This window comes from Streptomyces sp. NBC_00273, from assembly GCF_036178145.1.
GTDB lineage: Bacteria > Actinomycetota > Actinomycetes > Streptomycetales > Streptomycetaceae > Streptomyces.
On the sequence record NZ_CP108067.1, the window covers coordinates 2,908,054 to 2,933,759 of the forward strand.

Annotated in this window: 27 protein-coding genes and 1 pseudogene; 21 read left to right on the plus strand and 7 right to left on the minus strand. The window is 72.7% G+C overall.

The genetic code is table 11. The features are described 5' to 3' along the window. Positions 1–10: 10 nt before the first annotated feature. Positions 11–823, minus strand: a pseudogene (locus OG386_RS12130) (peptidase); the annotation flags it as partial. A 198-nt stretch (positions 824–1,021) separates the two neighbouring features. On the opposite strand from OG386_RS12130, the gene OG386_RS12135 reads away from it, so the two are divergent. The 4 genes from OG386_RS12135 to OG386_RS12150 all read left to right on the plus strand — a co-directional run bounded on the left by OG386_RS12135 (position 1,022) and on the right by OG386_RS12150 (position 3,845). Beyond that, on the plus strand, positions 1,022–1,999 hold the full coding sequence (locus OG386_RS12135; RefSeq protein ID WP_328788172.1) for a helix-turn-helix domain-containing protein: 978 nt from the start codon (positions 1,022–1,024) through the stop codon (positions 1,997–1,999). Between the two features lie 24 nt (positions 2,000–2,023). Continuing rightward, complete coding sequence (locus OG386_RS12140) at positions 2,024–2,506, plus strand: DUF456 domain-containing protein (protein ID WP_328788173.1); 483 nt, start codon at positions 2,024–2,026, stop codon at positions 2,504–2,506. A 364-nt stretch (positions 2,507–2,870) separates the two neighbouring features. Continuing rightward, entirely contained in the window at positions 2,871–3,242 is a 372-nt protein-coding gene (locus tag OG386_RS12145; RefSeq protein ID WP_266606173.1) for a PPOX class F420-dependent oxidoreductase, read from the plus strand. Positions 3,243–3,470: 228 nt separating this feature from the next. Further along, positions 3,471–3,845: a hypothetical protein gene (locus OG386_RS12150; protein WP_328788174.1), complete on the plus strand. Its 375-nt coding sequence runs from the start codon at positions 3,471–3,473 to the stop codon at positions 3,843–3,845. Positions 3,846–3,901: 56 nt separating this feature from the next. On the opposite strand, the gene rsgA is transcribed toward OG386_RS12150, so the two are convergent. The 4 genes from rsgA to OG386_RS12170 all read right to left on the minus strand — a co-directional run bounded on the left by rsgA (position 3,902) and on the right by OG386_RS12170 (position 8,055). After that, complete coding sequence (gene rsgA, locus OG386_RS12155; RefSeq protein ID WP_405789175.1) at positions 3,902–5,020, minus strand: ribosome small subunit-dependent GTPase A; 1,119 nt, start codon at positions 5,018–5,020, stop codon at positions 3,902–3,904. A 271-nt stretch (positions 5,021–5,291) separates the two neighbouring features. Next, a complete protein-coding gene (locus tag OG386_RS12160) occupies positions 5,292–6,137 on the minus strand; it encodes a hypothetical protein (RefSeq protein WP_328788175.1) in 846 nt (281 codons plus the stop codon). Next, positions 6,134–6,790: a response regulator transcription factor gene (locus OG386_RS12165; RefSeq protein ID WP_328788176.1), complete on the minus strand. Its 657-nt coding sequence runs from the start codon at positions 6,788–6,790 to the stop codon at positions 6,134–6,136. The genes OG386_RS12160 and OG386_RS12165 overlap by 4 nt, the downstream gene beginning before the upstream one ends. Continuing rightward, on the minus strand, positions 6,778–8,055 hold the full coding sequence (locus tag OG386_RS12170; protein ID WP_328788177.1) for a sensor histidine kinase: 1,278 nt from the start codon (positions 8,053–8,055) through the stop codon (positions 6,778–6,780). The genes OG386_RS12165 and OG386_RS12170 overlap by 13 nt, the downstream gene beginning before the upstream one ends. An 89-nt stretch (positions 8,056–8,144) precedes the next feature. Here OG386_RS12170 and OG386_RS12175 point away from each other — a divergent pair, with 89 nt between their 5' ends. Both OG386_RS12175 and OG386_RS12180 read left to right on the plus strand, forming a co-directional pair. Next, positions 8,145–8,690 (plus strand): hypothetical protein, encoded by a 546-nt coding sequence (locus OG386_RS12175; protein ID WP_328788178.1) that lies wholly within the window; start codon positions 8,145–8,147, stop codon positions 8,688–8,690. A gap of 76 nt (positions 8,691–8,766) precedes the next feature. After that, entirely contained in the window at positions 8,767–9,168 is a 402-nt protein-coding gene (locus tag OG386_RS12180; RefSeq protein ID WP_328788179.1) for a VOC family protein, read from the plus strand. On the opposite strand, the gene OG386_RS12185 is transcribed toward OG386_RS12180, so the two are convergent. After that, positions 9,099–9,836 (minus strand): helix-turn-helix domain-containing protein, encoded by a 738-nt coding sequence (locus OG386_RS12185; RefSeq protein ID WP_328788180.1) that lies wholly within the window; start codon positions 9,834–9,836, stop codon positions 9,099–9,101. The two genes, OG386_RS12180 and OG386_RS12185, sit on opposite strands and share 70 nt — an antisense overlap. A 176-nt stretch (positions 9,837–10,012) precedes the next feature. On the opposite strand from OG386_RS12185, the gene OG386_RS12190 reads away from it, so the two are divergent. Then, complete coding sequence (locus OG386_RS12190; protein WP_328788181.1) at positions 10,013–10,846, plus strand: class I SAM-dependent methyltransferase; 834 nt, start codon at positions 10,013–10,015, stop codon at positions 10,844–10,846. Between the two features lie 25 nt (positions 10,847–10,871). Here OG386_RS12190 and OG386_RS12195 read toward each other — a convergent pair whose 3' ends face one another. Beyond that, the gene (locus OG386_RS12195) at positions 10,872–11,987 is read right to left on the minus strand and encodes a YihY/virulence factor BrkB family protein (protein ID WP_030011916.1); all 1,116 of its coding nucleotides are present in this window, start codon (positions 11,985–11,987) and stop codon (positions 10,872–10,874) included. A gap of 17 nt (positions 11,988–12,004) precedes the next feature. Between OG386_RS12195 and OG386_RS12200 the strand changes: the two genes are divergently transcribed. The 14 genes from OG386_RS12200 (at position 12,005) to OG386_RS12265 (ending at position 25,704) form a co-directional block, all read left to right on the plus strand. After that, the gene (locus OG386_RS12200) at positions 12,005–13,648 is read left to right on the plus strand and encodes an acyl-CoA dehydrogenase family protein (protein ID WP_328788182.1); all 1,644 of its coding nucleotides are present in this window, start codon (positions 12,005–12,007) and stop codon (positions 13,646–13,648) included. A gap of 359 nt (positions 13,649–14,007) precedes the next feature. Further along, positions 14,008–15,270 carry a GAF domain-containing protein gene (locus OG386_RS12205; RefSeq protein WP_328793227.1) on the plus strand — a complete coding sequence of 421 codons (1,263 nt, stop codon included), beginning with the start codon at positions 14,008–14,010 and terminating at the stop codon, positions 15,268–15,270. 5 nt (positions 15,271–15,275) lie between these two features. Further along, positions 15,276–15,839 (plus strand): GNAT family N-acetyltransferase, encoded by a 564-nt coding sequence (locus OG386_RS12210; protein WP_328788183.1) that lies wholly within the window; start codon positions 15,276–15,278, stop codon positions 15,837–15,839. Between the two features lie 257 nt (positions 15,840–16,096). Then, a complete protein-coding gene (locus OG386_RS12215) occupies positions 16,097–16,180 on the plus strand; it encodes a putative leader peptide (protein WP_312847410.1) in 84 nt (27 codons plus the stop codon). A gap of 215 nt (positions 16,181–16,395) precedes the next feature. Next, on the plus strand, positions 16,396–18,102 hold the full coding sequence (locus tag OG386_RS12220; RefSeq protein ID WP_328788184.1) for a nitrite/sulfite reductase: 1,707 nt from the start codon (positions 16,396–16,398) through the stop codon (positions 18,100–18,102). Beyond that, entirely contained in the window at positions 18,099–18,278 is a 180-nt protein-coding gene (locus tag OG386_RS12225) for a hypothetical protein (RefSeq protein WP_327265047.1), read from the plus strand. Before OG386_RS12220 ends, OG386_RS12225 begins: the two co-directional genes overlap by 4 nt. Further along, positions 18,275–19,003, plus strand: a complete 729-nt coding sequence (locus tag OG386_RS12230) for a phosphoadenylyl-sulfate reductase (RefSeq protein ID WP_327382615.1) — start codon at positions 18,275–18,277, stop codon at positions 19,001–19,003. Before OG386_RS12225 ends, OG386_RS12230 begins: the two co-directional genes overlap by 4 nt. A gap of 47 nt (positions 19,004–19,050) precedes the next feature. After that, positions 19,051–19,596, plus strand: coding sequence for an adenylyl-sulfate kinase (gene cysC, locus OG386_RS12235; RefSeq protein ID WP_328788185.1), 546 nt, complete (start codon positions 19,051–19,053; stop codon positions 19,594–19,596). Continuing rightward, positions 19,593–20,531, plus strand: a complete 939-nt coding sequence (gene cysD, locus OG386_RS12240) for a sulfate adenylyltransferase subunit CysD (RefSeq protein ID WP_328788186.1) — start codon at positions 19,593–19,595, stop codon at positions 20,529–20,531. The genes cysC and cysD overlap by 4 nt, the downstream gene beginning before the upstream one ends. A 2-nt stretch (positions 20,532–20,533) precedes the next feature. Next, a complete protein-coding gene (locus OG386_RS12245) occupies positions 20,534–21,883 on the plus strand; it encodes a sulfate adenylyltransferase subunit 1 (protein WP_328788187.1) in 1,350 nt (449 codons plus the stop codon). A 214-nt stretch (positions 21,884–22,097) separates the two neighbouring features. Continuing rightward, on the plus strand, positions 22,098–23,231 hold the full coding sequence (locus OG386_RS12250; RefSeq protein ID WP_328788188.1) for an ABC transporter substrate-binding protein: 1,134 nt from the start codon (positions 22,098–22,100) through the stop codon (positions 23,229–23,231). A 34-nt stretch (positions 23,232–23,265) separates the two neighbouring features. Next, positions 23,266–24,060, plus strand: coding sequence for an ABC transporter ATP-binding protein (locus OG386_RS12255; protein ID WP_327382620.1), 795 nt, complete (start codon positions 23,266–23,268; stop codon positions 24,058–24,060). Beyond that, on the plus strand, positions 24,047–24,943 hold the full coding sequence (locus OG386_RS12260) for an ABC transporter permease (protein ID WP_328788189.1): 897 nt from the start codon (positions 24,047–24,049) through the stop codon (positions 24,941–24,943). The genes OG386_RS12255 and OG386_RS12260 overlap by 14 nt, the downstream gene beginning before the upstream one ends. 5 nt (positions 24,944–24,948) lie before the next feature. Then, positions 24,949–25,704 carry a sirohydrochlorin chelatase gene (locus OG386_RS12265; protein ID WP_328788190.1) on the plus strand — a complete coding sequence of 252 codons (756 nt, stop codon included), beginning with the start codon at positions 24,949–24,951 and terminating at the stop codon, positions 25,702–25,704. Positions 25,705–25,706: the final 2 nt, after the last annotated feature.

Here is a 25,706-nt window from a genome sequence, read left to right on the forward strand (position 1 = left end):
AGGCTCCGGCGTTCTTCGACGCGACGACGCGGCCCCGCAGATCGGGGTGGTCCAGGTCCGTTCCGGTGTCGAGGACGGCGACCTTGGTGCCCTTGCCGTCGTACCCGGCGACCCAGGCGGCGGTGGCGGCGACCTGGCGGGTGGAACGCTCCAGGTTCGCCCGGACCTTGCCGTCCAGCCACAACTTCTTCAGCCCGCCCGCCGCGGAGCGCGCGCGGGGGTCCGTACCGCCGGGGCCGCCGGGGCCCGTACCGGTGACGTCCGACCAGAAGGCGGCGGCCTGCTGCTTGTCGGCGGCGAGGGCGACGGCTCCGATGGAGCCGAGGACGAGGGAGCGGTCGGCGCCGCGAGGCGTGGGCGGGGCGCTGCGCGCCACGTTCACGGATCCGTCGTAGACCGCGATGAGCGGCAGCTTCCCCGTGTGCGCGTCGTCGTAGCCCTGCCGGACGAGGCCGGTGACGTTGAAGAGTTCGTGGTCGACCTGGCCGGCGGCGAGGGCTCCCACCGCGCCCTCGGGGTACACGTAGAGGTCCTTGCCCGACTGCCGGGTCTGCACGAGCGGTTGCGAGCCGTCCGCGCGCGGCATCGCGGTGGCGGCGGTGCGGCCGGCCGCGTCGGTGGACACCAGGATCCGGTCGCCGGTGACCAGGGTCACCGTGACGGGGGCCGCGGGCTGCTTTCCGGCCGCCTCACCGCCGACGAGTGGTCTCTTCCCCGCTCCGGGCGCCCCGTCGGCCGGCTGCGCCGCCGTCGGGCCGATGGCGGTGACGGCCAGAACGGCCGCGCTGGCCGCCCCGAGTGCCGTACGCGATATCGGACGCATCGCTCTCCCCAGGTGAATTCCGGCCAACTGCTGCATTGCACGGCGAAAGCGCCGCGTAAATGGCTTCTGGCCAGCGGATGTTGGTGCTGCGGTGGCGTCACCTTGGCAGAGTGGCGTCGGGTGCGGCGATGATGTCCGCGGCGGGTTTGCGCCGTGGCCGCTTCCCGCCAGGCGCGTGTCGAAAGGTGGGTGGACGGGGTGCTGGGTGCCATAGGCCTGGACGAGGGCCAGGAGTCGGCGTACCGCGCGCTGGTCGCGCTGGGGGCCGCGGAGGTACCCGACCTCGCGCACCGGCTGACGCTGCCGGTGCCGCACACCGAACGGGCCCTGCGCCACCTGGAGCGGCACGGACTGGCGGCTCAGTCCTCGGCCCGGCCCGGGCGCTGGGTGGCGGCCCCGCCGGGGGTGGCGCTCGGGGCGCTGCTGACCCAGCAGCGGCACGAGCTGGAACAGGCGGAGCTGGCGGCGGCGCTGCTGGCCGAGGAGTACCGGGCGGAGGCCACCGAACCGGCGGTGCACGACCTCGTGGAGGTGGTGCAGGGCGCGAGCGCGGTGGCGCACCGCTTCCACCAGATCCAGCTGGGCGCGGAGAAGGAGGTCTGCGCGCTGGTCACGGGCCGGCCGCAGGTGGTGACGGGGACGGACAACGACGCGGAGGACCGGGCCTCGGTGCGCGGGGTCGACTACCGGGTGGTCATCGAGCGGGAGGTGCTGACCCTGCCGAGCGGGATCCGGGAGGCGTCGACGGCGCTGGCGCGCGGCGAGCAGATCCGGGTGACGGCGCAGGTCCCGACGAAGCTGGTGATCGCGGACCGGACGCTGGCCATGGTCCCGCTGACGGCCCGCGGGGCGGAGCCGGCGGCGCTGGTGGTGCACGCGTCGGGGCTGTTGGAAGCCCTGACCGGCCTGTTCGAGGCGGTGTGGCGGGAGTCGCTGCCGCTGCGGCTGGGGGCGACCGGTTCCGCCGAGGAGGCCGGGGGCAGCCCCGACGCCACGGACCTGGAGATCCTCTCGCTGCTCCTGGCGGGCATGACGGACGCGAGCGTGGCGAAGCACCTGGAGCTGGGGCTGCGGACGGTGCAGCGGCGGGTCAAGGGTCTGATGGAGCTGTCCGGGGTGACGACGCGGCTGCAGCTGGGCTGGCACGCGCACGAGCGGGGCTGGGTGGCCCGATAGCTCCTGGTCGGTCAGGCTGAGCGCATGGATCTGCCTCAGCTGCTGCTGGTGGGGCTGGTGCTGCTGCTCGGGGTGGTCGGAGTGCTGATCCCGGGTGTGCCGGGCACCTGGCTGGTGTGGGCGGGGCTGCTGTGGTGGGCACTGCACGTGCGTTCGGCGTCGGCGTGGACCCTGCTGGTCGCGGCGACGGCCCTGCTGCTGGTGGTCCAGGTGGTGAAGTGGCTGCTGCCGCCCCGGCGGGTGCGGGGGCTGGGCATCACCTCCCGGATGGTGGTGTTGGCGGGGGCCGGGGCGCTCCTGGGCTTCGTCCTGGTGCCGGTGGTGGGGGCGGTTCCGGGCTTCGTGGGCGGCATCTACCTGTGCGAGCGGCTCCGCCTGGGCAGCCACGGCGAGGCCTGGGCGTCGGTGCGGGCGGTGATGCGGGCGGTGGGAACGAGCGTGCTGGTGGAACTGTTCGCGTGCCTGGTCCTGGTGGGGGCGTGGGTGGGGGCGGTGGTGGCGCAGTAGGCGCCCGGCGCCCGTCGCGGGAAACCCGGGGTGCGGCCCGCACGATCGGGGGATACGCTCCAAGCCCCTGACTCGATCGGTCGTGGAGGCGCCATGGGCACGTCCGTTCCGGGCACGCCTGCCTTCCCCGCCCCACAGCCGCCGGCGGAGGGCGGCGAGCCGGCCTGCCTCCTGCACCTCGTCTGCGACGCGTGCGGACGCCTGGACACCGCACGCGAGGCGCACTGCTGCACCCGATGCGGCACTCCGCCCGATGACACGGATGCCGTACGCGCAACTCCTGGAGTGGGCCCGCCCGCCGTCCCTGGTGACCTAGGTCCGTAGCCCGATGCGGGGACCGGCCGTGACTGCGAGGCTGGGCGGTATGACGGACTTCAAGGGTTTCAGCGAGGCCGAACTGGCTTACCTGCGTTCGCAGCACCTGGGCCGCTTGGCCACGGTGGACGCGGCCGGGCAGCCGCAGGCGAACCCGGTGGGCTTCTTCCCTCAGGAGGACGGGACGATCCTGGTGGGCGGAATGGCGATGGGCACGACGAAGAAGTGGCGCAACCTGCACGGGAACCCCCGGCTGTCGCTGGTCGTGGACGACCTGGTGAGCACCCGGCCGTGGCGGGTGCGCGGCATCGAGATCCGGGGCCGCGCCACGCTGGAGACGGGCCCGCACGGGCTGGGCCCCCATTTCAGTCCGGAGGTGATCCGGATCCACCCGGAACGCGTCCACGCGTGGGGGCTCTGACCGTCCCGGGAGCGCGCCCCGCCGGTGTGCGGGTGGCCGCCCGTCGCCGTACGGCTTCCGGTGCTGACGCTCTGTTTAGGGGCGGAGCAGCGACAGTGGGGGTCGGGGCTTGTGACGCGGTGAGGGGGAGTACCGGTGCCGATCCGGATCAGGGGCCGTGCCATCGTCGATGCGGTGGGGAGTGCGGTCTGCGCGGCCTCGCACGCCATGGCGCCGCAGCGGCGATCCGTGACCCGCTTACGTCTCACCTGCCTGTACGGCGGGGTGTTCATGATGGCGGGGACGGCGCTGCTGGCCGTTGTCCACCTGCTCGCGGTGCAGGCCGTGAGCAGGGGCAACGATCCCATCTTCGAACTGCGTTCGGAGTCCGCGATCGTACTGGCGCCCGCCGGCTGTCCGGAGCCGTCGGACAGCGGGCCGGCCCCCTGTCCGGCCCCCTCCCGGCAGCAGCCCCAGGACTCGCTGGTGGCGTCCACCGCGCTGGTCCTGGCCGCGCTCGTCCCCCTGTCGGCCACCGCGGGATACGTGACGGCCGGGTACGCCCTGTCGCCGCTCCGGCGGATCAGCCACAGCGCACGACGGGCCTCCCGCGAGTCCTCCTGAGGGGTGTCCGGGCGGGGGCGGGGTCTCGGCCCGCGGCACCCCGCCCCGGCTGCGCGTCAGACGCGGCCGCCCCGCTTCGCAGCGTGGTTGGCCCGGCCCTCCGCCGACTTCAGGCGCCAGTCGCGGCGGATCTCCGACCGCAGCCGGGCGTCCGTCTTGGCCACGATGCGCTGGTTCTCCCGCAGGAGCTTGCGGTAGCTCTCCAGCCGGCGGTCCGCGAGCTCGCCGGACTCCAGCGCGGCCAGCACCGCGCACCCCGGCTCCGCCTCGTGCGCGCAGTCGTGGAAGCGGCAGCGCTCCGCGTACTCCTCGATCTCCGAGAAGACCTGGCCGACCCCGGTCTCGGCGTCCCAGAGCCCGACGCCGCGCAGTCCGGGGGTGTCGATCAGGACGCCGCCGCCCGGCAGGGCGAGCAGGTTGCGCGTGGTGGTCGTGTGCCGGCCCTTGCCGTCGACCTCGCGGGCCGCCTGCACCTCCATGACCTCGGCGCCGAGCAGCGCGTTGGCCAGGGTGGACTTGCCGGCGCCCGAGATGCCGAGCAGCACGCTGGTGCCGTCGCCGACGATCGCGGCCAGTACGTCCGTACCCTCCCCCGTGAGGGAGGAGACGGTCAGTACCTGGACGCCGGGCGCGGTGGCCTCCACGTCCTGGACCAGGTGCCCGAGCGTCGCCGCGTCCGGGACCAGGTCCGCCTTGGTGAGGACGACCAGCGGCTGCGCACCCGATTCCCAGGCCAGGGCCAGGAAGCGCTCGATGCGCCCGAGGTCCAGCTCGACGGCGAGGGAGACCGCGATGATGGCGTGGTCGACGTTGGCGGCGAGGATCTGCCCCTCGGACCGCTGCGAGGAGGTGGACCGTACGAAGGCGGTCCGGCGCGGCAGGTACGCCTTCACGTAGCGGGGGTTGCCGGCCGCCTCCACGGCGGCCCAGTCCCCGGTGCAGATGACCCGGAGCGGGTCGTGCGGGGTGACGAAGGCGGTGTCGGCGCGGACGATGCCGTCCGCGGTCATGACGTCGCACTGGCCGCGGTCGACGCGTACGACGCGGCCGGGCAACAGGCCCTGCTCTGCGTACGGGGCGAACTCGGCCTCCCACGCGTCGTCCCAGCCGAGGGGGGCGAGGGCGTGCGAGAGCGAGGCGTGCGGGAAGGAGGACAGGAAAGCGGAGAAAGACAAGGGAAACCCTTCACAGGGTGGCCCCGGCCGCGGGCGCTCGCTCAGTGGCGGCGCGCGAAGAGGTGTGAGGTCAGCCGGAGACCACGGAAGTGACATTGATGGTCTTCTGAGTGCGGGCAGCGCCCTGCGCGATGACAGTCATCAACGAACTCACCTCCGGGTCCATGCACAAGCTGATCGTTCCCCACCGATCGGCGGGAACTGATCCACCGTAACAAGCCCGCTCCGGCGGGGGCCACTTCTTTTTCGGGCGGCCTTCCCGTGCAGCGATTCACGAGTCGTCGGGCGCCGCCCAGGGCCCGTCCGGGTACGCCGCCTGGGCGCGGCCGACACCGGCCTCGATGTCCAGGCTGTGGGGCGACGTGGCGTCGCGCAGGGCGTCCGGTACCTCGCAGCGGCCGGCTCCGGCCTCGCAGCGGACCTTGAAGCGGGTGGCCTCGGGCACCGTGAGGGCCAGGCGGCCGGAGCCAACGCGGGCCGTCACTTCGTCGGGCGGGGTGACGAAGGTGGCGACGGCCCGGCCCGAGCCGACCCGGATCTCGGCCTGGGGCGAGGTCAGGCCGGTGGCCTGCAGACGGCCGGAGCCGACCTTGGCGCGCAGGGCGCCGCGCAGCCCGACGATCTCGACCCGGCCGGAGTCGACCTCCGTGTCGACGGCGCCGCCCAGCCCGCTGAGCGCGATCCGGCCGGAACGGGTCGTCACCTTCACGGGGATGTCCACGGGTACGGTCACCGCCAGTTGGACCGAGCAGCCGGCCCCGGCGCCCGGCCAGAAGCCTTCGCCGGGGCAGTGCGGGGTCAGCCGCAGGGTGTCGCCGAGCCGGCTCTCCTCGATGGTGGGCGCCTTGAGGGACCAGCTGACCGTGGCCCGGTAGCCGACCTCGTGGTCCGCGCGGGGGGTGACGGTGATGTCCGCGTCGCCCCCCACGATCTCCAGCGCGGTCACTGGGCGGCCGCCGCTGCCGCCGCGCAGGGTGTCGCTCCGGGCACCCCCGATCCCCCAGGACCACACCTGCCAGGTGGCCGGTACCACCACGAGGACCGCGCTGAGCGCAGCGGCGGTGATCCAGGCCAGGCGGTGCCTGCGGCGGGACCCTTCGGCTGCGGACGGAGTCACGGCGTGCCGTCCAGGAAGCGCAGGACCGCGAGGACCCGGCGGTGGTCACCGTCGGCCTGCGGCAGGTCGAGCTTGGCGAAGATGCTGTTGATGTGTTTGGCCACCGCGCTCTCGCTCACGACGAGTTCGGCCGCGATGCCGGCGTTCGAGCGGCCTTCGGCCATCAGGGCCAGCACCTCGCGCTCGCGCGGGGTGAGCCGGCCCAGCGGGTCCGGGCCGCCGCCGCGGCGCAGCAGGAGCTGGGCGACGACCTGCGGGTCGAGTGCGGTGCCGCCCGAGGCGACGCGGCGCAGGGCGTCGATGAACTCCTCGACGTCGGCGACCCGTTGCTTGAGCAGGTAGCCGATGCCGGCGCCGGTCTGGGCGGCCAGCAGATCGGCGGCGTAGCGTTCCTCCACGAACTGCGAGAGCAGCAGCACCGCCGTGCCGGGGCTCTCCTGGCGGATCATCAGGGCCGCCCGGACGCCCTCGTCGGTGAAGCTGGGTGGCATCCGCACGTCCACGAGGGCGAGTTCGGGGCAGTGTTCTGCGACGGCGGCGAGCAGACCCTCGGCGTCGCCGGTCTCGGCGATCACCTCGAACCCGGCCATTTCGAGGACTTTGACGAGTCCTATGCGCAGGAGGACGGAGTCCTCGGCGATCACAGCCCGCACGGCAGCTCCACGGTGATGACGGTCGGACCCCCGAGGGGGCTTTCGATCTTGATGGTTCCGTCGACGGACCCTACGCGTTTGTGCAGCCCCACCAGACCGGTGCCGCGGGCGGGGTCGGCGCCGCCCACCCCGTCGTCGGTGACGGTGATCCGCAGCAGGTCCCCGCCGCGGGCGGACGCGTCCGGTGCCGGACCGCGGACGACGTGCACCCGGCAGTGGTCCGCCCGGGCGTGCTTGGCGACGTTGGCCAGGGTCTCGGAGACCACGAAGTAGGCGACGGCCTCCACGGTGGCCCCGGGCCGCTGCCCGATGTCCACGCTCAGTTCGACGGGGAACGGGGCCCGGGCGGCGATCCCGGAGAGCGCGGCGTCGAGCCCGCGGTCCTCCAACACGGCCGGATGCAGGCCCCGTACCAGGCTGTTCAGCTCCTCGATGGCCTCCTTCGCCTCGCGGTGCGCCTCGTCGATGACGGCCTTGGCCTCGGCCGGGAGGTCGGGGAGGGTGGCGCGGGCGATGCCGAGGTTCATGGCCAGGGCGACCAGTCGCTGCTGGGCTCCGTCGTGCAGGTCCCGTTCGATCCGTCGGCGCTCGAGGTCGGCGGCGTCCAGCACCCCGGCCCGGCTCTCCGCGAGGTCCTCGACCCGCCGCTCCAGTTCGCGGGCCCGGTTCGGGCCGAGGAGGGCGGCCGCAGCGGCGGCGTCCAGCCGGGCGAAGAGCGCGGCGAGCCAGGGCGCGGCGAGCAGCAGCAGGACGCCGCCGCAGGTGATGGCGTCGTAGTCGTTGCTCCAGCCGGGAGTTCGGGTCTCGGTGGGCAGGATCCAGATCCAGCCGTAGATGCAGGCGGCGGCGACGCCGAAGGCCCAGGCGAGCACCACCAGCGCGCCGGCGACGGCGGCGAGCGGGCTGACCAGCAGGTGGTAGCCGTACTGCCGCCAGGTCGCCTCGGAGCGCATCTGCCGCACCAGTCCGAACGGGGTGGGCCGGCCGCCCTCCCGTTCGACCTTGGGGACCTCGAGGCCGAGCAAGGCCCGGAACCGGCTGCGTTGGAGCCGGGTGAGGAGCGGGCCGAGCAGCAGGATCAACAGGGGCGGGATCGTGCCGGGCCCGGGCGCCGTGATGGTGCACGTGAGGCCGAGGAGCACGGGCAGGGCGGCCGGGATCGCGGCCGCGGTGAAGCCCGTGTTGCGCCAGGCCCATGCCGACCACGGCGCGTGCGCCGTGATCCAGGTGTACGTACGCCTCGGCGCACCCCCGCGAATTGCCATGCCCCGTACGGTAATCGCACTGATCAGGGGCATGCCATCACGCGGGCACCCGTACGGGGGTGTACCTGGTGCCACCCCCGATCCGGATCATGGGGCTACTGATTCTGCGGGCCCGGCCGACGAGGCTGGTGGTGTGCCCGGGGAACGGACCGCCGGGCCGGAAGGAGATCCTCGTCATGGCCCTCGTCACCCCGCAGGCCCGCGCCTGGCGCACCCCCCGCGCTCCGCGCGCTCCCCGCGCCGTCCGCATCCTCCGCGCCGCCCGCACGCCCCGCGCCCCCCGGACGGCCACCGTACTCACCGGCGCCGGCCTGGTGTTACTGCCCTGGGTGGTGGTGCTGGCGAAGACGATGCCGCAGACCAGCGAGGTCTCCAACTGGTCCACGGCGTGGATCGGCCTGGACCTGATGCTGGCCGCCGGGCTGACCGGGACCGGGGCGCTGCTGCGCAGGCAGGATCCCCGGGCGTCCCCGGTCGCGGCGGCGACGGCCGCGCTGCTGGTGATGGACGCCTGGTTCGACGTCACGACCTCGGCCGGGACCGACGGTCAGGGGATGGCGCTGCTGCTGGCGGCGGGCGCGGAGCTGCCGTTGGCGGTCGTCTGCGCGGTGGTGGCGGCGCGCCGACCGCGCTGATGCCGGGGCGTGACACGGCGCCGCCGGTGTCCGATTCGTTCAATACGGCCGCCCGGTGCCCGCCTAGCCTGCTGCCATGACTCCTCGACTCGACCTCATCGGCATGGTGGTCTCCGACATGGCCGCCTCGCTCGCCTTCTACCGCCGCCTCGGGCTGGACGTCCCGGCCGAGGCCGACGGCCTGCCGCACGTGGAGGCCGTCCTGCCCGGGGGCCTGCGGATCGCGTGGGACACGGAGGACACCGTCCGCTCCTTCGACCCGTCGTGGACCCCGCCCACCGGCGACGGCCGCCGGGACCTGGCCTTCCTGTGCGACTCCCCCGCCGAGGTGGACGCGCTCTACGCCGCACTGACCGCCGCCGGGCACACCGGACACCTGAAGCCCTGGGACGCCTTCTGGGGCCAGCGCTACGCCGTCGTCCTCGACCCGGACGGCTGCGGGGTCTCGCTCTTCGCCCCGTCGGCTCCGGCGGCGTAGGCCCGCAGGGTCGTCCCGGCCAGCGCCCGCACCTCTCGGGCGAGGTGCGCCTGGTCGGCGTACCCGGTGACGCAGGCGACCTCGGCGTACGGCCGGCCCGCGCGGGCCAGGGCCAGGGCCCGGCGCAGCCGCAGGATGCGGCCGAGCGTCCGGGGGCCGTACCCGAAGGCGTCGAGCGAGCGCCGGTGCAGCTGCCGCGGCCCGAGGCCGACGGCGCGGGCGGTCGCGGCCACCGTCTCCCCCGCCCGGAGCCGGGCCACGACCTCGGCGGTCAGCAGGTCGGGCGCACCGGCATCGGCGGCGCGGGCGCGGGCCAGTGCTTCGAGTCCCGCGCGTACGTCCCCGTACCCCTCCACCAGCGCCGACGCCCGCCGGACCGCGCCCGCGGGCCACAGGTCGGCGAGCTCGACGCGCCGGTCCCGCAGCGCGTGCGCCGGTACGCCGATCAGCGCGGGCGCGGTGCCGGGCGCGAGCCGGATCCCCGCGAAGGTGCCGCCGGGGACCTCCCCGGCCGGATGCGGCCCGGTGTCGGGTCCGGCCACCAGCAGCCGCCCGTCGGCCCACAGCAGGTCCATGCAGCCGTCGGGCAGCACCATCGAGCCGCCGCCCGCGGTCGCGCGCCACAGCACGGCTCCGGGAACGGCCGCGGACGGCGCTTCCTCGTACACCGCTCCAGGTTACGGACCGGGCGTCTCTTTCGGATCAGGCCCGGCGCGCCTCGGTGGGGCGGGAGGGCGCCGGTGGAGGATCGGTGGGGCGGCGGATGCGGCCGATGCGGGCCGCATCCGACGCGTCCGACGCGTCCGCCCCATCCCCGTTCCCCGCCCCGTGAAGAGGTCCGGACGTGAACCTGCCCGACGACGACCCGCCGCCGCGTCCCGAGGCGGTGACCGGCGGCCGCTACGGCGAGGCGGTGTTCCGGCCGGAGCTGGCGGGCGAGGACGACCGCATCGACCTCGGCGCGCTCGCCTACGACGACTTCACGCTGGCACGGCTGCGCGCGCTGGGTGCCGGGCCGGGCTGGCGCTGCCTGGACGTGGGCGCCGGGACGGGGACGGTCGCCCGGCTCCTGCTGGAGCGGGCCGGGGTCTCGGAGGTCCTCGCCGTCGACCGGGACACGGCCTTCCTCAGGGCGCACCCGGCGCCCGGGCTCACTCCACTGGAGGCGGACGTCACCGCCCTGGACTTCAGTCCGGGACGGTTCCAGCTGGTGCACGCCCGGTTCGTGCTGATGCACCTGCGGAACTGGCCGCGGATGATCGGCAAGCTCGCCTCCCTGGTCGCCCCGGGCGGTGTCCTGGTCCTCGGCGACGCGGTCGACCTGACCACCCCCGCCGCGCCGACGACCACGTACGGGCGGGTGATGCGGGCGATGTGGCAGGGGCTCGGGGACAGCCTGGGCACCGACGTCTCCTGGGTACCGGAGTACCCCGAGCACCTGCGGGAGGCCGGTCTGCTGTCCGTGGGGGCCGAGATCCTCGTCCCCCCGCTGCTGCCCGGCAGCCCCATCAGCCGCTTCTGGGCCGGTACGTGGGAACGCGCGCGGGAGCCGATGACGGCCACCGGGCTGGTCGACGACGCGGCGATCGACGCGGCGATCCGCTACCTGGACTCCCCGGACTGCGCCGCGCTCTCCCCCGGCCTGCTCACCGCCTGGGGCGTGAAGGGCCCGGCGTAGCGTTTCCCCACCGTCGTCCGGCCCTTCAGTGCTTGCGCAGCCGGGAGTGGTAGTCCTCGGGCGGCAGGAACTTCGACCACCGCTCCGGGAACTCCGACGGCATCCCGTCGTCCTCGTCGTCCTCCGACTCGCCCTCCGCCATCGCCCGCCAGGCGGCGGCCCGCGCGATCAGCTGGGCGGCCTCCGCCTCCCGGGCCCGCTCGTTCGCCTCGCGCGCCGCCGCCGTGGCCACGGAGGGCCAGACCCGGTCGATCGCAGCGTTGACGGCGGCCCCGACCAGCACCGCGAAGGCCGAGATGCCGATCCACAGGAGCACGGCCACGGGCGCGGCCAGTGATCCGTAGATCGTCGGCCCCTCCACCGTGTTGGTGAGGTAGATCCGCAGCAGGAACGAGCCCAGCACCCACATGGCGAGGGCCACCAGCGCCCCCGGCACGTCCTCGATCCACGGCGAGCGCACGGGCACGGACACGTGGTAGAGCGTGGTGAGGAAGGCGATGGACAGCAAGGTCACGGTGGGCCAGTACAGGACCGCGATCACTTCGGTGCCCCAGGGCACCAGCCGGACCACCGCGTCCGGCCCCACCACCATCAGCGGCAGCACGATCGCGCCGATCAGCAGGGCGATGATGTAGAGCAGGAAGGCCAACAGCCGGGTCTTGACGATGCCGCGCTGGCCGTCGAGCCCGTACATCACGGTGATGGTGTCGATGAAGACGTTGACGGCGCGCGATCCCGACCACAGGGCGAAGGCGAAACCGAGCGAGATCAGGTCGGGACGGCCACTGCGGGTGACGTCGTCGAGCAGGGGCCGCGCGATGTCGTTGACGCCCCGGTCGGACAGGACCGTGCCGACCGCCGCCAGGATGTTCTCCTCGATGCTTTCCACCGTACGGGTGTCCGTCCAGCCGTCCACGTAGCCGAGCAGACCCAGCAGGCCCAGGAAGAGCGGGGGCAGCGAGAGCAGCGTGAAGAACGCCGCCTCGGCCGCGAGCCCGAGGATCCGGTACTCGATGCACGAGTTGACGGTGTCCTTCAGCAACAGCCAGCCCATCTTCCGCATCGAGACGTTGCGGTAGAGGGCGCGGGCCCGGTGGAGCCGTCCTGGGATCCGCTCGGGTGTTTCTTTTGCTGGCTGCACGTCCTTACGGTATCCGCATGGCAGCCACCACCCACACAGTCAGCAACCAGGCCCCGCCCCTGGTGGGGTACGACGTCTACGGCGGCGATCGGGCCCTCACCGAGGGCGTCGAGCGCCACCTCGCCTCCGCGGACCCCGAACTCCTCGGCGAGGTAAGGCAGGAGCTCACCGACCTCGGGCGGGCGGCCGGTTCCGCGCAGGCCCAGGAATGGGGTGTGCAGTCGAACGAGAATCCGCCCAAGCTGAGGACGCACGACCGGTACGGGAACCGGATCGACGAGGTCGATTTCCACCCGTCCTGGCACCGGCTGCTCGGGCACGCGGTGACGTCCGGGCTCACCGACGCCTGGGGGCGTCCGGCCGGACATCTGCGCCGGGCCGCCGGTTTCTTCATCTGGTCGCAGGCCGAGGCGGGGCACGGCTGCCCGATCTCGATGACGCACGCCGCCGTGCCGGCGCTGCGCGCCGATCCGGAGCTGGCCGCCGAATGGGAGCCGCGGCTGACCTCGCACGTGTACGAGCAGGGGCTGCGACCGGCCGCCGAGAAGAGCGGTGTCCTCTTCGGCATGGGGATGACGGAGAAGCAGGGCGGCAGCGACGTACGGGCGAACACGACGGCCGCGGTGCCGTTGGACGCGTCCGGCGAGTACCTGTTGACCGGGCACAAGTGGTTCTGTTCGGCGCCCATGTGCGACGGCTTCCTGGTGCTGGCGCAGGCCCCGGGCGGGCTGACGTGCTTCCTGGTGCCGCGGGTGCTGCCGGACGGTACGCGCAACGTCTTCGCGATCCAGCGGCTGAAGGACAAGCTGGGCAACAAGTCGAACGCGTCGAGCGAGGTGGAGTTCGACGGGACCTGGGCGCGGCGGGTCGGCGAGGAGGGCCGCGGGGTGCGGACCATCATCGAGATGGTCGCGGCGACCCGGCTGGACTGTGTCATCGGCTCGGCCTCGCTGATGCGGCAGGCCCTGACGCAGGCGGTGCACCATGCGGAGCACCGCTCTGCTTTCGGAGCACCGCTCATCGACCAGCCGCTGATGCGCAACGTGCTCGCCGATCTCGCCCTGGAGTCGGAGGCCGCCACCACCTTGACCCTGCGCCTGGCCGCCGCCAACGACGCCGCGACCGAACAGGAGAAGGCCTTCCTGCGCCTCGCCGTGCCCGCCGCCAAGTACTGGGTGACCAAGCGCTGTACGCCGATGGTGGCGGAAGCCCTGGAATGTCTGGGGGGCAACGGCTACGTAGAGGAGTCGGGACTGCCCAGACTGCTGCGCGAATCCCCGCTGAACTCCATCTGGGAGGGCTCGGGCAACGTGCAGGCGCTGGACGTACTGCGCGCCCTCCAGCGCGAGCCGCAGGCGCTGAACGCCTTCCTCCAGGAGGTCGGCCTGGCCCGGGGCGCCGACCACCGGCTGGATTCGGCCATCAAGGACCTGCTGACGGATCTCGCCGATCTGGAGGGCATCGAGGCGCGGGCCCGCCGCGTGGTCGAGCGCATGGCGCTGGTGCTGCAGGGATCGTTGCTGGTGCGGTGGGCCCCGCCGGAGGTCGCGGACGCCTTCTGCGCCTCGCGGCTGGGCGGCGACTGGGGCGCGGCCTTCGGCACGCTGCCGCACAGCCTGGACCTGCGCGCGGTGGTGGAACGGGCGCGGATCGCAGGCTAGGAGAGAGCCCCCGTCGGGCTCCACGGCGGTCCCCAAACCGCTCCCAGCCGGGATCCGGGCCCATCACCGGTACAGGGGTGGCGCCGCGCCGACTCGGCACCACCCCTGATCCGAAGCCCCGAGGAGGAGCCGGCACGCCGCTCTGCGGCGTCCGGACAGTTTCGGTCGACCGACCGGGACTTGGCGAGAGTTGCATACCGTTGCAACCTTTGGAGTCGGCAGCCGTCCGTCGGGGGTGCCCGGGGGAAGCGGCACGCGCGAGCCGCCCGGGCGGCTTGCGTCGTACGTCCTGTTCGCACGGGGAGGTTCCGGTGGCCGACACCACAGGCAGCACGGTCGATGCGGCACGCATCTGGGCCATGGACGCGCGGGCCGCGGCACGTCTGCTCAAGGGCGTGCGGGCGGCGGCACTGGCCGGGGACCGCCCCCCGGCCGCGCCCCGGCCGGAGATCGCGGAGTCCTGGCGCCGGATGCTGGCCGGCGGGGTGCACCCGGACCGGGACGCGCGTTCGCGGATGCTGTCGGCCACCGAGACCGAGGAGCGGCGGCACGTGTCGCCGCTCCGGGAGGTCCTGCCGGTGCTGCGCGAGGGGCTGCTGCCGACCCTGGACGAGGCCCTGCACATCATGGTCGTCGCCGACGCGGACGGGCGGCTGCTGTGGCGGGAGGGCCACTCCTCCATCCTGCGCAAGGCGGACCGGCTCGGCTTCGCGGTCGGGGCGGACTGGGACGAGGCCGTCGTCGGCACGAACGGGGTGGGCACCGCCCTGGTGGCCCGGCGCCCGGTGCAGGTGTTCTCGGCCGAGCACTTCGTCTCCAGCCACCACGACTGGACCTGCGCCGGGGCGCCCGTACGGGACCCGCGCGACGGGCGGCTGCTGGGCGTGGTCGACGTCAGCGGTCCGCTGGCCACCATGCACCCGGCGACGCTGGCGTGGGTGAGCTCGGTGGCCCGGCTCGCGGAGCGGGAGCTGCGGCTGCGGCACCTGGAGTCGCTGGAGCAGCTGCGGACGGTGGCGGCCCCGCTGCTGGCCCGGCTGCCGGGGCGGGCGCTGGCCGTGGACCCGAACGGCTGGACGGCGGCGGTGACGGGCCTGGCCCCGGCGGAGCGGATCCCGCTGCCGAAGGGCTTCGGGCCGGGCCGGGTGTGGGTGCCGCGACTCGGGGAGTGCGTGGTGGAGCCCCTGCCCGGCGGCTGGCTGCTGCGGGTCGCCCAGGACCGACACAGCACGGCGGTGACCCGGATCGTCCTGGACCTCAGCCGGGCGGGATGCTGGTCGGTGACGGTGTACGGACCGTCCGGGAGCTGGTCGCAGGAGCTGAGCCCGCGCCATGCGGAGCTGCTGTTCCTGCTGGTGCAGAGCCCGCGGGGGCGCTCGGCAGCTGAGCTGGCCGGCGAGCTGTTCGGGGATCCGACGCGCACGGTGACGGTCCGCGCGGAGCTGTCCCGCGTACGCCGCCACCTCGCGGGCGTCCTCACCCACCGGCCGTACCGGTTCGCGGAGGACGTGGAGGTGGAGCTGATCCGCCCCGAGGACCCGGCCGCGCTGCTCCCGCACTCGACCGCGCCCGCGGTGGTCCGGGCCCGCCTGGGCCGCGCGGGGCCGGGCATGATTCCCTGAGCTGCATGAGCACCATCACTCTCACCACCTGGTCGCTGGAGATGACCTCTCCGGCGGACCTCGTCCCGGCGGCTCCGGCGGGCCCGGAGATATCCATCGCACGGGCGGAGGTCCCCTCCCCCGAGTTCAGCCGCTTCCTGTACGCCTCGGTGGGCGGCGACATCCACTGGACGGACCGGCTCTCCCTGACCCGCGCGCAGTGGGTGGAGCAGCTGGACCGGCCGGGGGTGGAGACCTGGGTCGCGTACGACCGGGGCACGCCGGCCGGGTACGTGGAGCTCGACCCGCAGGACGACGGCGTGGTGGAGATCATGTACTTCGGCCTCCTCCCCGACTTCCGTGGCCGCCGCATCGGCGGGCACCTGCTGTCGGTGGGCGTCGCCCGCGCGTGGTCCCTCGCGGAGCGCTGGCCGGAGCGGGAGCCCACCCGGCGGGTGTGGGTGCACACCTGTAGCCAGGACGGGCCGACGGCGATGAGCAACTACGAGCGGCGCGGCTTCAAGGTCTTCAAGACGGAGACGGAGTCCAAGGTGGACACCCCGACCCCCGGCCCCTGGCCCGGCGCGTAGCCCCTCCGGGGCCGGTCGGCGGGGCCCGGGGGGTGCGGCGCCGCTGCGGGGGCTCCGCCCCCGCAGCCCCGCTCCTCGAACTCCCCCGGCTACTGCTGGGAGGTGCCCCCGGGAGGGGCTTGGTTCCAGCCCCTCCGGGCCGGCGGCGCTGACTTCGATAGGTGACCCCCGTCACGTCGTCCCATGATTCGAGACGAGTTCGTCCGGATCGTGGACAGTAGTGGACTCCTCCAATCGGCACATGACACGCTTCCGCCATGAATGGAGCTGGAATTGCCTTGGTGAGTCGGCGGCACGTCGACCTCGGCCGCATGTCCAGCGCCATCTGTCCGGCGCGCTGACGGAACCAGCCACGCCGCACATCGCCGTCGTCCCCGCCGCCGCGGACGCGCCGATCACCCGCTAGCCCCCTGAGGCCGTAGTACCGCCCTGCCCGCCGGCAATCCCGGCGCGGAGCGGGAATCAGCCGCACCCGCTCGGAGTCGCCGAGCCCGCAGGGGAGCGCCGCCGCCTCCCCCTGCCCTTGCCTCGAGCCGCCGAAGAAGGACGTACCGCCATGGCCGCCACCCCCGAAACGCCCGCAGCCGCACCCGCAGCCGCCGCGCGCCGCAAGACCGGCCGTCACCGCGGCGAGGGCCAGTGGGCCGTCGGACACCACACGCCCCTCAACGGCAACGAGCAGTTCAAGAAGGACGACGACGGTCTCAACGTGCGGACACGCATTGAGACGATCTACTCCAAGCGCGGCTTCGACTCGATCGACCCCAACGACCTGCGCGGCCGTATGCGCTGGTGGGGGCTCTACACCCAGCGCAAGCCCGGGATCGACGGCGGCAAGACCGCGATCCTGGAGCCGGAGGAGCTGGACGACGAGTACTTCATGCTGCGCGTCCGCATCGACGGCGGCCGGCTGACCACCGAGCAGCTCCGCGTGATCGGCGAGATCTCGGAGGAGTTCGCGCGCGGCACCGCCGACCTCACCGACCGCCAGAACGTGCAGTACCACTGGATCCGGATCGAGGACGTCCCGGAGATCTGGCGCCGGCTGGAGGCCGTGGGCCTGTCCACCACCGAGGCCTGCGGTGACACGCCCCGCGTCATCCTCGGCTCGCCCGTCGCCGGCATCGCCCAGGACGAGATCATCGACGGCACCCCCGCCATCGACGAGATCTACCGCCGCATCGTCGGCAACAAGGACTTCTCCAACCTGCCCCGCAAGTTCAAGTCCGCGATCTCCGGCTCGCCGCTGCTCGACGTGGCGCACGAGATCAACGACATCGCGTTCGTGGGCGTGCACCACCCCGAGCACGGTCCCGGCTTCGACGTCTGGGTCGGCGGCGGCCTGTCCACCAACCCCAAGCTCGGTGTGCGCCTGGGCACCTGGGTCTCGCTCGACGAGGTCCCGGACGTCTACGAGGGCGTCATCTCGATCTTCCGCGACTACGGCTACCGCCGGCTGCGCAACCGCGCCCGCCTGAAGTTCCTCGTCGCCGACTGGGGCCCGGTCAAGTTCCGCCAGGTCCTGGAGGACGAGTACCTGAAGCGCAAGCTGACCGACGGCCCCGCGCCCGCGCAGCCGAGCGGCCAGTGGCGCGACCACGTGGGCGTCCACCAGCAGAAGGACGGCAAGTTCTACGTCGGCTTCGCGCCCCGCGTGGGCCGCGTCGACGGCGCCACCCTGACCAAGATCGCCGACGTGGCGGCGCGGCACGGCTCCGGCCGGCTGCGCACCACCGCCGAGCAGAAGATGATCGTGCTCGACATCGAGGCCGACCAGGTCGACTCGGTGGTCGGGGCGCTGGAGGCGCTGGACCTGCGGGTCAAGCCGTCCCCGTTCCGCCGCGGCACGATGGCCTGCACCGGCATCGAGTTCTGCAAGCTGGCCATCGTCGAGACGAAGGCGCGCGGCGCCTCGCTGATCGACGAGCTGGAGCGCCGCCTGCCGGACTTCGCCGAGCCGCTCACCATCAACATCAACGGCTGCCCGAACGCCTGCGCCCGCATTCAGGTGGCGGACATCGGTCTCAAGGGCCAGTTGGTCCTGGACGACGACGGCAACCAGGTGGAGGGCTACCAGGTCCACCTCGGCGGCGCCCTCGGCCTGGAGGCCGGCTTCGGCCGCAAGGTCCGCGGCCTCAAGGTCACCTCGGCCGGTCTGCCCGACTACGTCGAGCGGGTCGTCAAGCACTACGAGGAGCAGCGCGAGGACGGCGAGCGCTTCGCGGCGTGGGTCGCCCGCGCGGACGAGAAGAGCCTCTCGTGAGCGAGCGCGCCGCACCGTTCTACTGCCCCTACTGCGGCGACGAGGACCTGTTCCCCAACGAGACGGGTCACGGCGCGTGGGAATGCAGGGCCTGCAACCGGGCCTTCCAGCTGAAGTACCTCGGGCTGCTGGCCCGGGGAGTGCAGTCGGATTCAGCGGGAGGGGACCGGATATGACCACCACTCAAGACGCGGGTCTCACGGCCGGGGAGCTCAAGGCCGCGGCGCTCAAAGACCTGGCCGAGCGTGCGGGCCGGGACCTGGAGGACGCTTCGGCGCTGGACATCCTGCGCTGGGCGGTCGACACCTTCGGCAAGGAGTTCGCCGTGACCTCCTCCATGGAGGACGCGGTCGTCGCGCACCTGGCCTCGCGGGTCCTCCCCGGTGTGGACGTGGTCTTCCTCGACACGGGCTACCACTTCGAGGAGACCATCGGCACCCGTGACGCGGTCGAGGCCGTGATGGACGTCAACGTCATCACGCTGACCCCGCGTCAGAGCGTCGCCGAGCAGGACGCCGCGTACGGGCCGAAGCTGCACGACCGGGACCCCGACCTGTGCTGCGCGCTGCGCAAGGTCAAGCCGCTGGAAGAGGGCCTGACGGCGTACAGCGCGTGGGCGACGGGCCTGCGCCGCGACGAATCCCCGACCCGGGCGAACACCCCGGTGGTCGGCTGGGACGAGAAGCGGCAGAAGGTCAAGGTCTCCCCGATCGCACGCTGGACCCAGGACGACGTGGAGGCGTACGTCGCCGAACACGGCGTACTCACCAACCCGCTGCTGATGGACGGTTACGCCTCCGTCGGCTGCGCCCCGTGCACCCGGCGCGTCGCCGAGGGCGAGGACGCGCGGGCCGGCCGGTGGGCCGGGCGGGGCAAGACCGAGTGCGGGCTGCACGGCTGATGACGACCGTCGAAGAACTTGTCGAAGAACGTACGGAGACAGAGCAGATGAGCGTGAGCGACCAGGGCGCCACCGTGTGGCTGACCGGGCTGCCGAGCGCGGGCAAGACCACCATCGCCTACGCGCTGGCCGAGCGGCTGCGCGCCGAGGGCCACCGGGTGGAGGTGCTCGACGGGGACGAGATCCGCGAGTTCCTCTCCGCGGGCCTGGGCTTCACCCGCGAGGACCGGCACACCAACGTGCAGCGGATCGGCTTCGTCGCCGAGCTCCTCGCGAGCAACGGGGTCAAGGCGCTGGTGCCGGTGATCGCACCGTTCGCGGACAGCCGTGAGGCCGTCCGGGGGCGGCACGCCGCCGGGGGCACCTCGTACCTGGAGGTCCACGTGGCCACCCCGGTCGAGGTCTGCTCGGAGCGCGACGTCAAGGGCCTGTACGCCAAGCAGGCGGCGGGCGAGATCTCCGGTCTGACCGGGGTCGACGACCCGTACGAGGCGCCGGACTCCCCGGACCTGCGTATCGAGTCGCACACGCAGTCCGTGCAGGAGTCGGCTTCGGCCCTGCACGCGCTGCTCACCGAGAGGGGTCTGGCATGACGACGACCGTCGCACACGTCCACGACGAGACGGATGCGCCCTACGCGCTGTCGCACCTCGACGCCCTCGAGTCCGAGGCCGTGCACATCTTCCGCGAGGTGGCGGGCGAGTTCGAGAAGCCGGTGATCCTGTTCTCCGGCGGCAAGGACTCCATCGTCATGCTGCACCTGGCGCTGAAGGCGTTCGCGCCGGCACCGGTGCCGTTCACGCTGCTGCACGTCGACACGGGCCACAACTTCCCCGAGGTGCTGGAGTACCGCGACCGCACGGTCGCCGAGCACGGCCTGCGCCTGCACGTGGCCTCCGTCCAGGAGTACATCGACGCGGGCAAGCTGCGCGAGCGCCCGGACGGCACCCGCAACCCGCTGCAGACCGTGCCGCTGACCGAGGCGATCCAGAGCCTGAAGTTCGACGCCGTCTTCGGCGGCGGCCGCCGCGACGAGGAGAAGGCCCGCGCCAAGGAGCGGGTGTTCAGCCTCCGCGACGAGTTCTCGCAGTGGGACCCGCGCCGCCAGCGCCCCGAGCTGTGGCAGCTCTACAACGGCCGGCACGCCCCCGGCGAGCACGTGCGGGTCTTCCCGCTCTCGAACTGGACCGAGCTGGACGTCTGGCAGTACATCGCCCGCGAGGGCATCGAGCTGCCGGAGATCTACTTCGCCCACGAGCGCGAGGTGTTCCTGCGCAACGGAATGTGGCTGACGGCCGGCGAGTGGGGCGGCCCGAAGGAGAGCGAGACGCCCGAGACGCGTCTCATCCGCTACCGGACCGTCGGTGACATGTCCTGCACCGGCGCCGTCGACTCCGACGCCGCCACGCTCGACGCCGTGATCGCCGAGATCGCCGTCTCCCGCCTCACCGAGCGGGGCGCGACCCGCGCCGACGACAAGATGTCCGAGGCCGCGATGGAAGACCGCAAGCGCGAAGGGTACTTCTAGACATGACCAGCACCACCGATCAGGTCGCCCATCTGGCCGACCTCGCAGCGACCACCTTGCTGCGCTTCGCGACCGCCGGTTCCGTCGACGACGGCAAGTCCACCCTGGTGGGCCGGCTGCTGCACGACTCCAAGTCGGTCCTGACCGACCAGATGGAGGCCGTCGAGGCCGTCTCCGCCCAGCGCGGCCAGGACGCCCCCGACCTCGCGCTGCTGACCGACGGCCTGCGGGCCGAGCGGGAACAGGGCATCACCATCGACGTCGCGTACCGCTACTTCGCCACTGCGCGCCGCCGGTTCATCCTCGCGGACACCCCCGGGCACGTGCAGTACACCCGGAACATGGTCACCGGCGCCTCCACCGCCGACCTGGCCGTGGTCCTCGTCGACGCCCGCAACGGCGTGATCGAGCAGACCCGCCGGCACGCGGCCGTGGCCGCGCTGCTGCGCGTCCCGCACGTGGTCCTGGCCGTCAACAAGATGGACCTGGTGGGCTACCAGGAGTCGGTCTTCGCGGCCATCGCCGAGGAGTTCACCGCGTACGCCTCCGACCTCGGCGTCCCGGAGATCACCGCGATCCCGATCTCGGCCCTGGCCGGCGACAACGTGGTCGACGCGTCCGCCAACATGGACTGGTACGGCGGCCCCACGGTGCTGGAGCACCTGGAGACCGTCCCGGTCAGCCACGACCTCACCGCCTGCCCGGCACGTTTCCCGGTGCAGTACGTGATCCGTCCGCAGTCCGCCGAGCACCCCGACTACCGTGGCTACGCGGGCCAGATCGCCTCCGGCGTGCTGCGCGTCGGCGAGGCCGTGACCGTCCTGCCGTCGGGCCGGACCTCGGTCATCGAGGGCATCGACGCGCTCGGCGAGAGCGTGGACATCGCCTGGGCCCCGCAGTCGGTGACGCTGCGGCTGAAGGACGACATCGACATCTCGCGCGGCGACCTGATCGCGCCGTCCGCGAACGCGCCGGCCACCACGCAGGACGTCGAGGCGACGGTCTGCCACGTGGCCGACCAGCCGCTGGCCGTCGGCGCCCGGGTGCTGATCAAGCACACCACGCGCACGGTCAAGGCGATCGTCAAGGAGATCCCCTCGCGGCTGACCCTGGACGATCTGTCCCAGCACCCGAACCCCGGGCAGCTGGTGGCCAACGACATCGGCCGCGTCGTCGTCCGTACCGCCGAGCCCCTCGCGCTCGACGCGTACGCCGACTCGCGCCGCACCGGGTCCTTCCTGCTGATCGACCCGGCGGACGGAACCACCCTGGCGGCGGGCATGGCGGGCGAATCCTTCGCCTCCAAGGCCGACACGACCGTCCAGGCCGACGAGGAAGGTTGGGACTTCTAACCATGCTCCCCGACGTCTACTCGACCTTCGCGAAGGAGGGCGGCCGCGTGGGCAGCGGCGCCCTCGGCAGCGGCCAGGGAGGGGTTGCGCGATGTGCGCGATGACGTACGCGCACCGCATGCGCGCCCACACCCCCCACCAGCCGTACCCGCCATCGCTCCACAAACGAAGACGTGCGTCATGAGATGACGCCGTCACGAGAGGAAGTCCTCCCGTGCCTGCCACCGGTAACCGCACCGCCTCCCGCTCCACCCTCCGCCGCGGCATCGTCGCCGCCGCCGCCCTGCCCCTCCTGATCGGTGCGCTCGCTTCCTGCGGCTACGGTTCCGAGGCCAAGAAGGACGAGCCGAAGGCCGCCGACGCGGCCGACGCCGGCAAGAAGCTCTCCGCCCCCGAGGTCCGCATCGGGTACTTCCCCAACCTGACGCACGCCACCGCGCTGGTCGGACTCCAGGAAGGCCTGATCGAGAAGGAACTGAACGGCACCAAGATCAAGCCGCAGTCCTTCAACGCCGGCCCGTCCGAGATCGAAGCCCTCAACGGCGGCTCTCTCGACATCGGTTTCATCGGCCCCTCGCCCTCCATCAACGGCTACGTGAAGTCCAAGGGCTCGAACCTGCGGATCATCTCCGGTTCCGCCTCCGGCGGCGTCAAGCTCGTCGTGAACCCGGACAAGATCAAGACCCTGGACGACCTCAAGGGCAAGAAGATCGCCACCCCGCAGAAGGGGAACACGCAGGACGTCGCGTTCCTCAACTGGATCTCCGAGAAGGGCTGGAAGGTCGACCCGGAGTCCGGCAAGGGTGACGTCTCCGTCGTCCGCACCGACAACAAGGTGACCCCGGACGCGTTCAAGCAGGGCTCGATCGACGGCGCCTGGGTGCCGGAGCCCACGGCCTCCAAGCTCGTCTCCGACGGCGGCTCCGTCCTCCTCGACGAGACCAACCTGTGGCCCGACAAGAAGTTCGTGATCACGAACATCATCGTGTCGCAGAAGTTCCTCAAGGAGCACCCGGACGTCGTCGAGGCCGTGCTGCGCGGCACGGTGAAGACCAACGAGTGGATCCACGCCAACCAGGACAAGGCGAAGGCCTCCGCGAACGCGCGGCTCGAGGCGGAGGGCGGCAAGCCGCTCGACGCGAAGGTCATCGACCCGGCGTGGCCCAGCATCGCCATCACCGACGACCCGCTGGCCTCCACGCTGAAGACGCAGTCGGAGTGGGCCGTCAAGGCCAAGCTCATCGAGCAGCCCGACCTGACCGGGATCTACGACCTGACGCTCCTGAACAAGGTGCTGAAGGCCGCCGGCAAGCCCGAGGTCTCCGACGCCGGTCTCGGCGCCAAGTAACCCCGCAATCCAGCAATCCCAGGAGGTGACGACCATGGCCACCACGCTTGCCAAGGCTGCCGAGGGCTCCGTTGCGGAGCGCACCCACGCCGCCCGCATCGAGCACGTCTCGAAGTCCTTCTCCGGCCCGGCCGGATCGCAGCTCGTCCTGGACGACATCAGCCTCGATGTCGCTCCTGGCGAGTTCGTCACCATCCTGGGTGCCTCGGGGTGCGGAAAGTCCACGCTGCTGAACCTGGTCGCGGGTCTGGACAAGCCGTCCGCGGGGTCCATCGAGACCCCCGGCGGCCGTCCGGCGCTCATGTTCCAGGAGCACGCCCTCTTCCCGTGGCTGACCGCGGGCAAGAACATCGAACTCGCCCTGCGCCTGCGCGGGGTGGCCAAGGCCGACCGCCGCCTCGAGGCGGAGCGGCTGCTGGAGCTGGTCCGCCTCGGCGGCTCGTACGGCAAGCGCGTGCACGAGCTGTCCGGCGGCATGCGCCAGCGCGTGGCCCTGGCCCGGGCGCTCGCCCAGGACAGCCGGCTGCTCTTGATGGACGAGCCGTTCGCCGCGCTCGACGCCATCACCCGGGACGTGCTGCACGGCGAACTCACCCGCATCTGGGCAGAGACGGGTCTGTCCGTCCTCTTCGTCACCCACAACGTGCGCGAGGCCGTCCGCCTCGCCCAGCGCGTGGTCCTGCTCTCCTCCCGCCCCGGCCGGGTCGCGAAGGAATGGACCGTGGACATCCCGCAGCCGCGCCGCATCGAGGACGCGGACGTTGCGGAACTGTCCCTGGAGATCACTGAACACCTGCGTGGGGAGATCCGCCGCCATGGCCAGCACTGACATCACTTCGAAGGCCACGGGCAAGACCGACGACCTGGCCGGCCTGGAGGCGGGCCTCGACGCCCTCGACGCGGTCCAGACCCACCGCACCCCGGTCCGGGAGATCCTCGTCAAGAAGGTCTTCCCGCCGGTCCTGGCCGTGAGCCTGGTGCTCCTGGTCTGGCAGGTCCTCGTCGCGACGCACGTCACCGAAGAGACCAAGCTGCCCGCACTGTCCGCAGTCTGGGACAGCCTGTCCGACATGTGGGTCAAGGGCACGCTGCTGGAGGTCATCTGGACCAGCGTCTCCCGCGGTCTGCTCGGCTTCCTGCTGGCCCTGGCCATCGGTACGCCGCTCGGACTGCTCGTCGCCCGGGTGAAGTTCGTCCGCGCCGCGATCGGCCCGATCCTGCAGGGCCTGCAGTCGCTGCCGTCGGTGGCCTGGGTACCGCCGGCCGTCCTGTGGTTCGGCCTGAACGACGCGATGATGTTCACGGTGATCCTGCTGGGCGCCGTCCCCTCCATCGCCAACGGCCTCGTCTCCGGCATCGACCAGATCCCGCCGCTGTACCTGCGGGCCGGCCGCACCCTGGGGGCCACCGGTCTGGCCGGGGCCCGGCACATCGTCATGCCGGCCGCGCTGCCCGGCTACCTGGCCGGCCTGAAGCAGGGCTGGGCCTTCTCCTGGCGCTCCCTGATGGCCGCCGAGATCATCGCCTCCTCGCCCGACCTGGGCCTGGGCCTGGGCCAGTTGCTGGAGAACGGCCGCAACAACATCGACCTGCCGGGCGTGTTCCTCGCGATCATCCTGATCCTGGTCGTCGGCATCGCCATCGACCTGCTGATCTTCAGCCCGGTCGAGCGGTGGGTGCTGCGCAGCCGCGGCCTGCTGGCGAAGAGCTGATCGCCATGGCCCCGGCACTCCTGGTCATCGCCCACGGCAGCCGCGACCCGCGGCACGCGGCGACCGTGCACGCCCTCACGGGGCGCGTGCGGGCGCTGCGGCCGGGGCTGCGCGTGGAGACGGCCTTCCTGGACTTCAACACCCCGTCGGTGGGCCAGGCCCTGTCCTCGCTCTACCTGTCCGGCGTACGGGAGGTCGTGGCGCTCCCGCTGCTGCTGACCCGCGCCTTCCACGCGAAGTCCGACGTCCCGGCGGCGCTCGCCGAGTCGACCTCGCGCCTGCCGGGGCTGTCGGTGCGGGTGGCGGAGGTCCTCGGGCCGTCCCCGCTCCTGCTGACCGCCCTGGAACGCCGGCTCACCGAAGCCGGTCTCACCCCGGCGGACCGTGCCACCACTGCCGTGGTGCTCGCGTCCGCCGGCTCCTCGGACCCGGAGGCGATCGCAGCGATCGCTGAAACCGCGCGGGAGTGGCGGCGCACCGGTTGGTGTGCCGTGCGGCCTGCGTTCGCCTCCGCCGCACTGCCCCGTACGGAGGACGCCGTACGGGCCCTGCGTGCCGAGGGCTTCGAGCGGGTGGCGGTGGCTCCGTACGTCATCGCCCCCGGCCGCCTCCCGGACCGCATCGCGGCCGGCGCCGGGGCCGCGGGCGCGGACGTCGTCGCGGACGTCCTGGGCGCTGCCCCGGAGCTGGCCCGGCTGCTGCTGCGCCGCTTCGACGCGGCCACGACGGCGCCGGCCCGGCTGCCGGCCCTTACTGCGTAGCG

Excerpts from the sequence above, each read along its gene's own strand:
- OG386_RS12220 (WP_328788184.1), top strand. The coding sequence starts at position 16,396 with ATGGCCGCCACCCCCGAAACGCCCGCAGCCGCACCCGCAGCCGCCGCG.
- OG386_RS12180 (WP_328788179.1), top strand. The coding sequence starts at position 8,767 with ATGACTCCTCGACTCGACCTCATCGGCATGGTGGTCTCCGACATGGCC.
- OG386_RS12215 (WP_312847410.1), top strand. The coding sequence starts at position 16,097 with ATGAATGGAGCTGGAATTGCCTTGGTGAGTCGGCGGCACGTCGACCTC.
- cysC (WP_328788185.1), top strand. The coding sequence starts at position 19,051 with ATGAGCGTGAGCGACCAGGGCGCCACCGTGTGGCTGACCGGGCTGCCG.
- OG386_RS12205 (WP_328793227.1), top strand. The coding sequence starts at position 14,008 with ATGGACGCGCGGGCCGCGGCACGTCTGCTCAAGGGCGTGCGGGCGGCG.
- OG386_RS12140 (WP_328788173.1), top strand. The coding sequence starts at position 2,024 with ATGGATCTGCCTCAGCTGCTGCTGGTGGGGCTGGTGCTGCTGCTCGGG.
- cysD (WP_328788186.1), top strand. The coding sequence starts at position 19,593 with ATGACGACGACCGTCGCACACGTCCACGACGAGACGGATGCGCCCTAC.
- OG386_RS12255 (WP_327382620.1), top strand. The coding sequence starts at position 23,266 with ATGGCCACCACGCTTGCCAAGGCTGCCGAGGGCTCCGTTGCGGAGCGC.
- OG386_RS12260 (WP_328788189.1), top strand. The coding sequence starts at position 24,047 with ATGGCCAGCACTGACATCACTTCGAAGGCCACGGGCAAGACCGACGAC.
- OG386_RS12265 (WP_328788190.1), top strand. The coding sequence starts at position 24,949 with ATGGCCCCGGCACTCCTGGTCATCGCCCACGGCAGCCGCGACCCGCGG.
- OG386_RS12175 (WP_328788178.1), top strand. The coding sequence starts at position 8,145 with ATGGGGCTACTGATTCTGCGGGCCCGGCCGACGAGGCTGGTGGTGTGC.
- OG386_RS12230 (WP_327382615.1), top strand. The coding sequence starts at position 18,275 with ATGACCACCACTCAAGACGCGGGTCTCACGGCCGGGGAGCTCAAGGCC.
- OG386_RS12170 (WP_328788177.1), bottom strand. The coding sequence starts at position 8,055 with ATGGCAATTCGCGGGGGTGCGCCGAGGCGTACGTACACCTGGATCACG.
- OG386_RS12210 (WP_328788183.1), top strand. The coding sequence starts at position 15,276 with ATGAGCACCATCACTCTCACCACCTGGTCGCTGGAGATGACCTCTCCG.
- OG386_RS12245 (WP_328788187.1), top strand. The coding sequence starts at position 20,534 with ATGACCAGCACCACCGATCAGGTCGCCCATCTGGCCGACCTCGCAGCG.
- OG386_RS12200 (WP_328788182.1), top strand. The coding sequence starts at position 12,005 with ATGGCAGCCACCACCCACACAGTCAGCAACCAGGCCCCGCCCCTGGTG.
- OG386_RS12145 (WP_266606173.1), top strand. The coding sequence starts at position 2,871 with ATGACGGACTTCAAGGGTTTCAGCGAGGCCGAACTGGCTTACCTGCGT.